The 12,721-nt window shown below is 57.4% G+C and carries 12 protein-coding genes and 1 pseudogene; 8 read left to right on the forward strand and 5 right to left on the reverse strand.

Annotated elements, in window-relative coordinates; translation table 11 throughout:
• Window positions 1–182: 182 nt before the first annotated feature.
• Complete coding sequence (locus tag ACODTZ_RS25120; RefSeq protein ID WP_489029007.1) at window positions 183–311, forward strand: hypothetical protein; 129 nt, start codon at window positions 183–185, stop codon at window positions 309–311.
• A gap of 315 nt (window positions 312–626) precedes the next feature.
• On the opposite strand, the gene ACODTZ_RS25125 is transcribed toward ACODTZ_RS25120, so the two are convergent.
• The 3 genes from ACODTZ_RS25125 to ACODTZ_RS25135 are packed head-to-tail and all read right to left on the reverse strand — an operon-like array spanning window position 627 to window position 4,024.
• Complete coding sequence (locus tag ACODTZ_RS25125) at window positions 627–2,144, reverse strand: sensor histidine kinase (protein WP_489029008.1); 1,518 nt, start codon at window positions 2,142–2,144, stop codon at window positions 627–629.
• 56 nt (window positions 2,145–2,200) lie between these two features.
• Window positions 2,201–2,563 (reverse strand): response regulator, encoded by a 363-nt coding sequence (locus ACODTZ_RS25130; RefSeq protein WP_489029010.1) that lies wholly within the window; start codon window positions 2,561–2,563, stop codon window positions 2,201–2,203.
• On the reverse strand, window positions 2,564–4,024 hold the full coding sequence (locus tag ACODTZ_RS25135; RefSeq protein WP_081993149.1) for a PAS domain-containing protein: 1,461 nt from the start codon (window positions 4,022–4,024) through the stop codon (window positions 2,564–2,566).
• A gap of 17 nt (window positions 4,025–4,041) precedes the next feature.
• On the opposite strand from ACODTZ_RS25135, the gene ACODTZ_RS25140 reads away from it, so the two are divergent.
• From ACODTZ_RS25140 to ACODTZ_RS25170, 7 genes are all read left to right on the forward strand, one after another.
• On the forward strand, window positions 4,042–4,281 hold the full coding sequence (locus ACODTZ_RS25140) for a hypothetical protein (RefSeq protein ID WP_489029012.1): 240 nt from the start codon (window positions 4,042–4,044) through the stop codon (window positions 4,279–4,281).
• A gap of 410 nt (window positions 4,282–4,691) precedes the next feature.
• Window positions 4,692–5,114 carry a VOC family protein gene (locus tag ACODTZ_RS25145; protein ID WP_489029014.1) on the forward strand — a complete coding sequence of 141 codons (423 nt, stop codon included), beginning with the start codon at window positions 4,692–4,694 and terminating at the stop codon, window positions 5,112–5,114.
• 1,101 nt (window positions 5,115–6,215) lie between these two features.
• Window positions 6,216–7,664 carry a hypothetical protein gene (locus tag ACODTZ_RS25150; RefSeq protein ID WP_489029015.1) on the forward strand — a complete coding sequence of 483 codons (1,449 nt, stop codon included), beginning with the start codon at window positions 6,216–6,218 and terminating at the stop codon, window positions 7,662–7,664.
• Window positions 7,642–8,472: a hypothetical protein gene (locus ACODTZ_RS25155; RefSeq protein WP_489029016.1), complete on the forward strand. Its 831-nt coding sequence runs from the start codon at window positions 7,642–7,644 to the stop codon at window positions 8,470–8,472. The genes ACODTZ_RS25150 and ACODTZ_RS25155 overlap by 23 nt, the downstream gene beginning before the upstream one ends.
• Window positions 8,472–9,623, forward strand: coding sequence for a hypothetical protein (locus tag ACODTZ_RS25160; protein WP_489029017.1), 1,152 nt, complete (start codon window positions 8,472–8,474; stop codon window positions 9,621–9,623). The genes ACODTZ_RS25155 and ACODTZ_RS25160 overlap by 1 nt, the downstream gene beginning before the upstream one ends.
• A complete protein-coding gene (locus ACODTZ_RS25165; RefSeq protein ID WP_489029019.1) occupies window positions 9,617–10,558 on the forward strand; it encodes an OmpA family protein in 942 nt (313 codons plus the stop codon). The genes ACODTZ_RS25160 and ACODTZ_RS25165 overlap by 7 nt, the downstream gene beginning before the upstream one ends.
• A gap of 75 nt (window positions 10,559–10,633) precedes the next feature.
• A complete protein-coding gene (locus ACODTZ_RS25170) occupies window positions 10,634–10,822 on the forward strand; it encodes a hypothetical protein (RefSeq protein WP_489029021.1) in 189 nt (62 codons plus the stop codon).
• Between the two features lie 380 nt (window positions 10,823–11,202).
• Here the strand turns inward: ACODTZ_RS25170 and ACODTZ_RS25175 are convergent, their stop codons facing one another.
• The gene (locus tag ACODTZ_RS25175; RefSeq protein ID WP_489029023.1) at window positions 11,203–11,412 is read right to left on the reverse strand and encodes a cold-shock protein; all 210 of its coding nucleotides are present in this window, start codon (window positions 11,410–11,412) and stop codon (window positions 11,203–11,205) included.
• A 368-nt stretch (window positions 11,413–11,780) separates the two neighbouring features.
• Window positions 11,781–12,245: pseudogene (locus tag ACODTZ_RS25180) on the reverse strand (SOS response-associated peptidase family protein); the annotation flags it as partial.
• Window positions 12,246–12,721 lie beyond the last annotated feature (476 nt).

Raw genomic sequence — 12,721 nt, forward strand, 5'->3', positions numbered from 1 at the left:
CATGGTGTGGGGTGTCGGTCGCAACCACTGACCGATCTCATTTCACCTACGATCTTCGGCCGGAGACGCCCGCCCGGCCCGCACGGTGGCCCTGCCATCTATAAGCTTTATAGCAAAGATATAGGTTGCATTCTCTCCAGCGCTGATCGGTAATGCGCCGTTATCTCGACCAGGAGGAATCGATGGCCAAGGGGCAAGCTAAGAGCAACAAAGAGGTCCGCAAGCCGAAGAAGGACAAGGCCGCGCCAGCAGCAGCGCCGGCTAAGCTTGGGGCCAAGGCAGTAGAATCCAGCAAGCAGAAGAAGCCCTAATCGCCTCGGGCTCCCCGAAATTGTTGCTGGGGAGGCTTCAGCCTCGCGCGCGCTCATGCGGCCGCGAGCGATACGTCCGGAAAGGGGTTGAGGACATTGTTAATCAAGAATGGTACGAACTTGATCTTGCGAACGGGAAGCTTTTCCTTGGCGCGCCGCAGTTGCCGCTGGCATATTCGTGGTCAAATCCGTGAGGTAGAGAGCTTCGCTTTCGCAAGCCATGTGTAAACGTCGGCATCACCGATTGGGTGATAAGCCGTTCACATTGATCGACCGGGTTGTGGCTCTGACTGAGGCGTTTTAAGCGATTGGTTGTTACCGTGGTGCGACCGCAAGGGTGCCACGCAACGTGAAGCAAACTCCCTCGGGATGGTATTCGAGGGCCGCGCTACCCGCGAAATACGGCGAGACCATCCTCGTGATCAGCTGTGAACCAAACCCTGTTTTGATCGGCGTTTTTACGAGGGGTCCGCCGCGTTCGGTCCAATTGAACTTGAATGCGCCGTCATCGCCGATCGTCCATTCGATTTCGACCTTGCCGTCGTCGGCCGACAGAGCTCCATATTTCGCGGCATTGGTGGCAAGTTCGTGCAAGGCGAGTGAGAGACCCAACGCCTGACGTGCTTCCAGATGGCGCGCTGAACCTTTTACGGAAAAACGGTTGGCACCAGCGTCATGCGGGGCGAGTGCGCTAGCTACAATATCCGATATATCCGCAACAGCGCCGTCAGTCGCTGTGAGTACGTCTTGCGCTTTCGCCAATGCAGCGACGCGGTCTGATATGACGGCTTTGGCATCTTCCACTGTCGTGGCTCGCTTCAAAGACTGCGAAACGATGGCTTGAACGATCGAGAGCGTGTTTTTAATCCGGTGCGCTGCCTCGGCCATCATGCCGTCTCGGCGAGCATCCTCCGCTTTGAGCTGGGTGAGGTCTTTGGTGACGACTCCGTAGCCGATTACGTCTGCCTCGTCGTCGCGCATGGGAAACATGGTGTAAAGGGCCGGCACTACTTCGCCGGTCCCGAAGTGGCGAAGCCGGATTTCCTGTTCGCAACTCTGTCCGGACTTGACCGCTGGAACGACCTGCTCTTTGAATAGCTGGTGGTCCGCCTCGACAATGTAATCCATGACGTCAGGGGGCAGGGGCTCCTCCGCCTGTAGTCCGACGAGATCGCGGGCGGCATCATTCAAGAAGAGAACTTTGCCTTGAGGATCGGCGATCCCGATGAAGTCGGACGCCTGACGCACCACTCTTTCGAAATTCGCGCGCTGCCGTTCAGCCGCCCTCGTTCGTGATAACAGTTTCTGCTGCGCCGCGACTGTCCTCCGAAGCTCTAGTTGAACCATCGCCTGCCGCGCAAGGAACCTGAGCATTTCGACTTGGTCGTCAGAGAATTCTCGTACTCTGTAATCGAGAACGCAAACCGTTCCAATTGGGTGCCCATCGGCCGTCTTCAAAAGCGCGCCGGCATAGGACCTTATGTGCGGTTCACCAGTGACGAGTGGATTGTCGTCCAAGCGATGATCGATCGTCGCGTCAGTGATAACAAGGACGTCCTGCTCAAGCAACGCGTGGCGGCAAAATGCTGTTTCCAGCGGCGTCGACCGAACTCCAAGGCCGACCTCGGCTTTGAAAAACTGTCGCTTCGTGTCTACGAGATTGACGACCGCTACCGGCGAGCCGCAGATATGCGACGCGATCTTGGCGATATCGTCAAAGTCATGTTCGCGAGGTGTATCAAGGATATTGAAAGAGTGTAAGGCCGCTGAGCGGGCTTCCTCGTCCCATCCTGAGGGTGTCAGTGCGAAATCGTTGAGTTCTTCAGCGAGCATAGCTCGACTTTCTATTATTTAGGCTCAAACAGTCTTGCCGAAGCACATTTCGGAACCTAACCCAGCAAGCCCAGCGTTTGAAGGGCTTTCGAAAGCGCGACTTCCGACACTGGCTTGGAAACGAAAAGAGCCGTGTCGGGCATCTTGCCCTGGGCCGGGTTGTAGCGCCCGGAGATCACGGCGACTTTGCAGTCCGGCCACCTGGCGGCGGTCTGACGGGCTAGTTCGAGGCCGTTCATCGAACCTGGCATGTCGATGTCGGTCAACAGGGCGGTAATGTCCGGTTCCGCGTCGAGGATCGTCATCGCCTCATCGGCATTGGCCGCGTCGAGCACCGAAAAGTTCATGTCCTCGAGCATGTCGACCAGGTCCATTCTGATAAGGCCATCGTCCTCGACGACAAGAATACGATTCGCCATTCAATGCTCTTTCTGGAAGCTCTGGAGATCAGCGGCGATACGACAGACAATGCCACTTGTTGGATAGTCGATGGCTACGCTGCTATCAGCCGTGCCGTTGAGCCCTGCCGAGATCAAACGCATCCCCGACCCAGTAGTCCCAGGCTTGAGAGCAGTGGGGCCACCGGTTTCGGTCCACGTCATCTCAAAGCGGTCCCGCTGCTCTCCAGCGACGGCCCATCGAAGATCGACGCGCCCGCCGGGGACGGAGAGAGCACCGAACTTGACGGCATTGGTCGCTAGCTCGTGAAGGATCAGAGATAACGACAGTGACGGACGAGAGCCAATCTTCAGCGGCGGACCGCTGGTCCTAATCCTCGGACTTCCCAGGTCGTCGTGGAGTGCGGCCATCTGTCCGACGATCTGTGGAACTGTCGATGCACCACGCCCCCCTTCAAGAATAGTGTCGTGAGCATCGCTGAGTACTCCAATGCGATCGGAGAGGCGCTTTCTCGCGGTCGGCAGATCAGGTGAGCTGCGAAGTGTCTGCGACGCTATCGCCTGCACCATGGCAAGCTGGTTTTTGAGCCGGTGGCCGAGCTCGTGATAGAGCAGGGCTTGGCGTTCTTCGTCCGCTCGAACCTGGGTTACATCCAGAGCCTGCACAAGAATGCCGGTGACCGCTCCGCCCTCGTGCCGCATCGGCTGGTAAACTAGATCGATCGCACGTGTCTGCAATTCACCTGCGGGTCCCCGGTTCAGATCGATCGAAAGGCTTTTCGCGACGAAAGGCTCTCCAGTTCGATAGACCTCGTCGAGGATGCCGATGTAACCCTGTCTGACGACTTCGTTCACGGCCTCTGCGACAGTCTTGCCAATAATCTCACGACCAGCACCGATCATTGAATGGTAGGCCTCGTTGGCGTAGTCAAAAACGTGGTCCGGACCAACCAGCATAGCAATGCCGCCCTGGCTCAACTCAAAGACCTGGCGGAAACGCTCCCGCTGGCTTCGTTCTTCCCGGCTTAACGCGACCCGGGCCGTGATTTCAGTGCACGCACAAAACATGCCGAGCACTGTTCCCCATGGGTCGCGAACCGGGGTATAAGAAAACGCAAAATGTGTTTCCTCGGGGTATCCGTTGCGGTGCATGGTGAACTGGATGTCATCCATCGCAGTGCCTTCACCGTTGTACGCGGCGGTGATGATTGGTTCGACCTGATCCCAGATGTCAAACCAGAGATCATGAAACGGTTTGCCGAAAGCCTCCGGATGGCGCGCACCACACATCTGTGCATAGCCGTCATTGTACAAGGTAACCTGGTCTGGCCCCCAGACGATCAACATGGGTTGGAGCGAGCCAAGCATGACATTGGTCAAGGTCTTGAGCTCGACGCTCCATTTGTCTCTTGGGCCAAGCGGCGTGCTTTCCCATTCGCGGCTGCGAAATAGTCGTCCGCAGTCGGGGTTGGTGGAGGTCATTCTGGGATACCTGAGGGATGTTCGCAAGTTACATAGCACGGCGGAAAGCAATTTCTAGTGCCGTCGATTTCATGAATGTGCTCTGCGCGGGCCGCGCTGCAATCGAGCAGATAGACACCCTTACCAATTGGACTGAGTGCGGCGTGCTCGCCGCCCTGAAACGTCGCATCACCAACTCGCAACGAGCTCAATTACAACAGAAACGCTCTGTTGAAGCCGCGACCCTTGAAGCCGCAGCGCCTCTGCGCACGACGTAGGCCAAAGCGATCCTGATATTGCGGCCGAAATTGTCGTATCGACTGCGCGATTGGGATCGGTCGAAATTCTGTCGTCGTTAGATGATGAAGCAAAAGTGCCATGCGTAGGCTTGGGCGGTCGGCAGGCGTGTCTTTCTCGCCATTGTGGACTCGAACGACGTTTTCAACGCCGTTGTGCAATGCTGGTTCCCGGATGCGGAAATGAGTTTAGACCCACACGGACTATGATCGCCCTCAGACAGCAACAGACATATGGGGCGAGCCCGACCGGGTTGTTGGTGTGGTCTAAAACAGGTTAGGTTCGGTGCGGTTGGCCCGGCCCCCGCGTGAAGCGGGTCCTTCCGTCGGTATCGGCGGCCCAAGACCTTGAACGCCTTGCGATGTGCTCGGCGAATGAAAGGTGTTTGGTTATGCAGCAGCAAATCTACGCGATTAACCTTGGCGTGTCGGACATGGCGCGTTCTAGCAAATTCTATACGGACGGATTCGGTTGGACGCCGATCTTCGAGAATGAGGAGATCGTTTTTTATCAGATGAATGGCTTCGTACTCGGGACATTCAAGAGGTCGTCGTCGGAGGACGACATGACCCGACAGGCGGGGATCGGTGCGGCCGCAGTGTCGGTTTCACACAACGTTTCCAGCACTGACGAAGTTGTCCCGCTGATGGAGCGGCTCATTCAAGCGGGCGGAACGAGGATACGACCAGCCGACGCACCCGTTCATGGTGGTTTTCGCGGTTACGTGGCCGATCCCGACGGCCATGCGTGGGAGATCGCGTACAATCCATCGTGGGCAATCAATGACCAAGGATATGTCACCTTCGGACTGTGATACGTTGCAGTGGGCGGCGCAACGCGGTTGCCCTAGCACCTTGGGGCTCGGCACTCGTTCAGCATGTCCGCCACCACGTTGAAGCGCTCTCGCGAGTGCGCCGGATTATATGCATCGCGCGGTGCTACGAGCTTATATCCAATCTGCCGCCCAGGTTAAGCTGTCTGAGGGGGCCATGGACATCTACTGCAAGCCTTGGGTTGGCGAAGTCGGGCACGCGGCGTTTTACCGCCAGATCGCGCAGATGGACCAGAAGTACACCGACGAGGTAGAACCAATGTACAGCCGCCTTGATTGCCCGGTCACCGTGTTATGGGGCAAGGAAGACGCATGGATACCCGCCGAAATGGGCCTTGCGTTGGCGTCCCTCATTTCCGAAAGCGAATGTAGGCTTAGCTCAGACTGCGGACACCCTGCGCAGGAAGATAGACCGAGGAGATAGTGGCAGCCGTGCTGAAGCAGCTCAGGTAGCTATCAGGCGGGCAGGTGGTCTTGAGGTTGTCGCTGGCTTGTGAGCTAGGCGCGGCAGGCTGGCTAAGCCTCGATGACTTCGTACCGCCCTTCGACCGCTGGTCCGCCGCCGTTGGAATTCCGGCCTAAGCTAATCGAACCTGTTGGTTTGGCATGACCGGCAAGGGCGAGTTCGAGGACGCGTCGTCAACGGCTAATATGTCCACGAGTTGGGAGAGATCGAACGATTTCCCGTTGCCATTGATTGTCACTCGCAGCTGGTCGCCCACGAAGCATAGGTTCGTCGCCAAGAAATTGCGCTCTTCGCCACCGTCGTCGATTGATAGCACGTACATGGTCTTCTCAAGGTTTGGCCTCCCCGCTCAAATGTTCTGCTCCAAGGTTAGCAAAATCTCAATTTTCACCGATTGCCCCGGTTTTGGCGGGCGTGGTGTGAGAGGTTTACATTATGGGAGCAGAGGTTGGGCAGGAGCGTTGTTGCGACGCCGAAGGGTCGCCAAACGGTGAACACAGATTAACCGTGCTCGGTGATTAAAGTCTGTCAGCGCCAATGCCACTGGACCGATCACAACCTCTGAGATACGCCTTTCAACGTAACACATTAGCAACCATGTTTCCGACGAGGATGACTTGCCGTTTGAAGCACTGAACAAACTCTGGTCCGGCGTTCGGGAATCCAGCCACGACTTCCGCGCCTCGACGGAGATTTTTCCGCAGCTCGACACGGACAAGCTCATCCAGACGCTGAACGTCCGTGAAAAGGGCGAGGGAAATGGAAGGGCGAACCGCCCCGCAACCTCGGCACAGTCCCTGGACGAAGTGGAGCAGCGGGTTGTCGGCCGCATCGAGCAGGAGAAGGCATCGGCATACCAGGTTCTCGAGGATCAGTTTCAAACATTCGAAGGCAGATTGCGGAACCTGGACGTCGAGGGGCAGTTTGGACTGATCCGTCAGGCCAACGCGTCCAGTCTTTCCGACTTCAAGGCCGAGATTGCCAGCGGGGTTGACGAACTGCATGGCTTGCGCCGCGACCTCAAGATCGCGGAAGACGAAATGACGTCGTTCAAGCGGCAGCACAGGCTCGATCGTGCAGCGAAGGTTCCTAGTGCGGGCGCAACAAGTGTCAAAATCGCTCTGCTTCTGGTCCTCGTCCTCGTCGAAATTGTCATGAACGGCAACTTTCTCGCCAAGGGCAGCGAGCAAGGTATCATCGGTGGGATAACAGAGGCCGTCGTATTCGCTGTCCTAAACATCGGCGCAGCGCTGCTGTTTGCCATCTTCTGCGTCCGCAATCTTGTCCATCGATCCTGGCTGATGAAACTATTCGGCTTGTTGGGCTTGGCTGCCTATATCGCCGTCGCTCTCGCCGTGAATCTTGCTTTGGCTCACTACCGCGAAGTTTCGGCGACAATACTGGAGGGAGCAGGGACAGAGGTCATCCGCCGCATTAGGGAAACTCCGCTCGGATTGGTGGAGCTCAATTCATGGATGCTGTTTGCCATCGGGATTTTCTTCTCGATTTTGGCGTTCATAGACGGGTGTATGTTGACCGACCCATACCCTGGTTTCGCTGGGGTCCAAAGGCGGTTGGACGAGGCGCGGCAGAATTACATCTCCGGAAAGCTCGACTTGATCGACAACCTTCGCGAAATCCGTGACGAGCACAACGGCAAGATCGAGGCGATCGTCAGAGACCTCAGCTCTCGTCGTCAGGAATCTGCGGCAATCATCGCCCATCGCACGCGGACCATTGGGCTTTTCGCCGAATACCAAAGTCATCTCGAGCGGACCGCAAATTCTGTCCTCACTGCTTATCGAGAGGCCAACCGTGCCGCCCGATCGGACGCCGAGCCCCATTATTTCGCGGTCGCATACAAGCTCGAGCGGATCACACCGGTGGTGAAGACCAGCGAAGACTGGGACGATCGCGTTCTGACCGAACGAATTCAGCTCGCCCAGGCTGAACTCAGCGATCAAATCAGCAAGATCGGCTCCGCCTTCGAGGCCGCCGTCGCGCAATACCACAAACTAGACAATCTATTCCCGGAGGCAGGCGTTGGCTCGGAACAGGCGGCGTAGCAATCTTTCACGAAAAGGCGGCTTCTCGACGGGTGCTATAATCGGAACGATCGCACTTTCGGCCGTGGCCCTCGGAATGGTCGGGGCCTTCGGGTGGCTGAAGTACCAAGCGATGTCGACGATCTCACTGGACAAGGCGTCTCTTTGCCCAACGACGGGACCGACAAGCGAGACAGCGATCCTGCTGGATGTGACCGATCCCATATCGGAGGCGACGTCCATCGATCTCAAGAACCAGTTCCAGCGATTGGTTTCAAGCGTACCTGTGAACGGCGCGATCGACGTTTTTGCTTTGACCGCCGAGGAGGGCAAGCTCGAGCGGACTTTCCATGGCTGCAATCCTGGCAGCGGCGACCTCGCCAACGAATGGACAAGCAATCCCAAGCTCGTACAGCAACGTTGGGAGAAGGGTTTCCAGAAACCCCTGGAAGACATTGCGGGCAAGATCGGGTCCGGTGCTTCGGGCGAGTTCTCTCCGATTATGGCCGGCATCCAACGGATAAACCTTGAGGCCTTTCAGCCTTTGCCTGCCGGGATAAATAAGACCTTGTACATAGCCTCGGATATGGTCGAGCATACGGCTGATTTCTCCAGCTACCGTGACGGGGTTTCGGTCACCAAATTCGAAGCTAGCCCGGCGAGGGAGAAGTTCCGGACGTCCTTGGATGGAGTGCAGGTCAAAATCCTTGCTTTCCAGCGGCCGGGCCAGAAGTTCAAGATGGAGGACCTCGCTACGTTCTGGAAATCCTGGGTGGAGAAGAACAACGGGGACTTCGCAGGCTTCACCCGCTTGGAGGGGTTGCAGTAATGGCGACAAGCGATACCGGAAGGACTGCATTTCGAGACTGGGCTCCGATCGTGCTGTTCGCAGCCGTGACGATCGGTGGGATGGCGTTCATCTGGTCGGCCAAGCTGGCAGCTTGGTCCACTCTTGTCGTGACCGCAGTTCCGCTGGCGCTGATGGCCATCTACTTCTTGGCCTCGATCGCGCTCGCGGGCTTCCGTCTCCACAATGAGCAGGCGGGCGACAACCTCTACTACATGGGTTTTCTCTTCACGCTCTCCAGCCTTGGCGTATCGCTTTACCTGTTCGCGGGAGAGACCTCGATCGAGACGATTGTCCGCAACTTCGGTATCGCGGTGACGTCGACGATCGCCGGCGTGACCTTGCGCATCCTGTTCAATCAGATGCGCCGCGATCCCATCGACATCGAACGCAGCGCCCGCCACGAGCTTGCGGAGATGACGCGACGGGTGCGTACCGAGCTCGATACTTCGGCGCGCGAGTTCTCGAACTACCGTCGCGTGAGCAACCAGATGCTGACGGAAGGCTTCGAGGAGATCGGCCGCCAAGCCGAAAAGAACGGCGAGGAAATCCGCAAGGTGATCGAGGCGATCTCCAAGGAAGCAATCATCCCGATACAGGAAGCCGCAACCAAACTGTCGTCCATTATCGAGGACCACAACAGGTCGGTCACCGATCAGGCAGCGGAAGCGACAAGGAAGCTCACCGAAACGACCGACAAGCTGTCCACGATCATCGACAAGTTTGGTGTGGCCGTTGAGGGCGTTGGCACACGCCTTGGTGAAATCAGGAAGCCGGAGGACGTGATAAGGTTGGAACTCACCCCCGCGGTCGATGCAATCAAGGACATGACCGACGCGCATTTGCGGAGGATGGAGGAGGGGAGCGCTGAGACGCGTTCTCAGGCCACCAAAATCGACGAGGCGCTCAAGCCGCTCAACAGCATTGACAGCAAACTTGATCGTATTGCCGATGCCCTGGAACGCCAGGGTGAGCCGCGTCCTCCTACCTTGTCTCCAGCGGATACGGGCAAGATTGATGCCGCTGTGAGCGATCAGACGACCGCAGACGCTACGGGCGGCTCAACGGAAAATGTCGGGTCCAAGCCAACGGGTTCGGGCGGTCAACCGAAACGGCGGCTCTTCAGATGGTGACCCGAGCCGAAGCAAGCCCGAAACTCGAACACAAAGGCTATAACCGCGGCCTAATCCTCGGCCTCACCATGGCCGAATCCATGCTTCTGCTTGTTTTTTGTTTGCTGCTGGTAGCTGCGGCTATGATCACCGCCGAGCGCAAACAGCGCATGGCCGCGGAACAGCGGCTGGTGCAGCTGGAGACCCAGAACAAGGAGTTGTCGGCACAGCTTGTGGAGGCGCAGTCGAAGCTTGGCTCGCATATGACGCCAACTGAGCGCGCCAACTTCGAGAGCGAATGGCGTGAATTGGTGTCCGCTCGGCAGGTCATAGACCGACTAAAGATGAATGACGCGAACCCGGCCGATCTTGAAAAGCTCGCGGCCGTAGCGAAGGTTCTCACCAAGAACAACGTTCCCTTGGACCAAGCGCCCGGGAAACTTGAGGAGATGCTCAAGGGCAACATCCAACCGCACGAGTGGCCTCCGATTATCAATCTCTCCGAAGCCGGAGGCTATTACTTCACATCGGGTAGCGCGGCGCTGACACCTCAGTTTGAGGGCAAACTCGAGACTTCGATCGCTGAACAGATCGCCGACAACCTCGAGCGCTACAAGGTCGACGTCGTCGAGGTGATAGGCCACACTGACGAGCAGCGCGTTGCCAGGAGCATGTCCAATCTGGACGACGCGTCGATCGGTGTCATCGACGGGCGACTCCCGGTCGAAGCTCTCCAGCCGGCGGATAACGCCGGACTGGGGCTTGCCCGGGCGATCGCGGTTGCGAATGTCTTGAAGGCCAATGCGAACCTAAAGGACGTCACGGTTTTGCCGATGTCGGCGGCCCAGCTTGTCGTCCCAGGTGACAAGCTCACCGCGGGACAAGCAGGGGATGTCCAAGAGCGTCGACGCATTGAAATCCGAATCCGCAGACGGGCGGAATCGCTCCAGCCCTGATCTTCGAGCGGGAACCATTTGGCCGCAGCCTCATTTGACGTGGAGATTTCACATCGCGCCAAACGGAGCTTGAAAATGTCCCGTACTAACAGTGGCAGCAATCAGTCGACTACCGTCCAACCCAAGTCATCGAACCCACAGTTCGCTCAAGGCGGCAATCCAGACTTCGTCCAGGCAACGGCTCAGGCCAGCAGTGTTCCCGAGAACCGTGAGGTCGATGACCTTACGCTGATGATGCTGCAGGCGAGGGAAGGGCGCGCCTGAGCCACCGTGTCCCGAAGACCGAAACCGGGGTTCAAAAAAAATACAGCGACGTTGCATCTTTTTCCGAGCTTGGACGTTCTCTTCGCGCAATCGAGGAAACATCCATGACCGAGAATTCGGCACGAAGCCTTCCACATGAGAAGGCCAACACTCACACGGTAAAGCAGCCGCAACTTTCCCCGAGCGATTACTTGACAAACGAGCGACGTCGCCGGGAAGCTATCGCCGATCGGCAAAGGATAGCGCGACTACAGGCTCAGGATCAGGGACGTCAACTCTAGTCGTGCGGCCCGGCTGCCCCGCGTTGACAAAGTCTACTAGGCTGGTGGCCAAGATACTTCCCCGAACCCAGCCTCAGTTTGCATCATCAGCGTTTGCATTCAATCGATTTCGATATTTACGGCTTTGGGGCCCTTGCCACGCATGTCAGGCTCGGTATCGAATGTCACTTTCTGGCCGTCCTGAAGGGACTGTAGTCCAGAAGCCTGCAACGCAGAAATGTGTACGAAGATGTCGCTTCCGCCGCCACTCGGCGTGATAAAACCAAAACCCTTGTCGGCGTTGAAGAACTTTACTGTACCCGATGCCATGTCTTTCCCCCTAGAAATCTATGGGCTTAACATGCTGGTTGATAGAGTAATGATCAATAGTTTTTCTTTGCGTGGTATCGTTTTGTTTTTACTTCTCAAGCTCCGCAATATTGACGCCGGGAGCACGTATCGTCCGATGATGGATGCTCAAATCATCGTCGCTTAGCGAACTGACCCAATCTGAACTAGACTGCCGGATGGCAAGTACTCGCCTTCGGCACGACAGAGGAACGATGCCGGCGGGAATATCTCGCCGACCGCTTATGCATTGCATGAAGTAAGGCCAAGACCAGGGTCGTCAGCTCTAGTCGGAGCCATCGGAAGGCAAGCGTGGGCGTCCGAGTCGGATAATTGCCGGCATGTCACGCTCATTCGACGGCATCCACCACAGGTTCGATCTTCAGTAGGTCGTCCGGCAGTGGGCGTTGGACCGCCTTGGCGTCTTCCCAAGGAGCGGTGAGCCAAGTCTCGACCTCGTCCTTCGTGGTCAGTATCACGGGCATGGCTTTTGGGTGGATCGGCGCGACCGCCGCATTCGGTTCCGTCGTTAGGAACGCGAACAAGTCGATTGTGACGAGACCATCCTTCACCTTACACACACTCGTCCAGTCCCGGACCCAGAGCCCGGCAACAAACATGAGGTGATCGTCGCCTGTGCTGGCGAACCAGGCGTCTGGCGTGCGGCCGCCCTCGGGCTTGCTCGCGGGATCGGGTTCGGCAAACCGGGTGAGGGGCACAACGCAACGGTTCGAAACACCTATCCAGCGCTTCCAGTGCTGGCTGGAAGTGTTGCGGATGTTTGTGGTGCCACCGTCTGGCTCCATCTTCAGGAGCTTTCCGACGCAATCGGTTCAGCGGCAGATCGCAAAGCTCGTCGCGGCGACTGCTTCGTGCAAGAATGTCGGCGGTTGCGTCCTTCAACTCGAAATACATCTTCGTGTCCGGTTCGACATTTCGTCAAGGGAGAAGATAGTCTTCAGCGCATATCAGCCGTTTGGTGACCACAGACGACCTTGCGCGGGCTGAACACCCGCGAGCGGCATACAACTTCGCCAGCCCGACAGGATACAGTTCGCGTCATTTTGACCATTAGCGCGCGTCAACCAACCGCAGCGCTCTGCTGCAAAAATCACAATCACAGGACTTTGCGACAGCTACTACGACGCCAAGGCCGCCGTGAAGGCACTCGAAGATGCAGGTGTTTCGTCGGACGATATCAACATCGTGTGGGCATAAGATCGACGATAGGAAACATCTGCCTGCCCCTTGACGAATGCAGACCCGATCAACGCCCGCCTATGAGGCCGAG

It is taken from the genome of Rhizobium sp. FG113 (genome assembly GCF_057809895.1).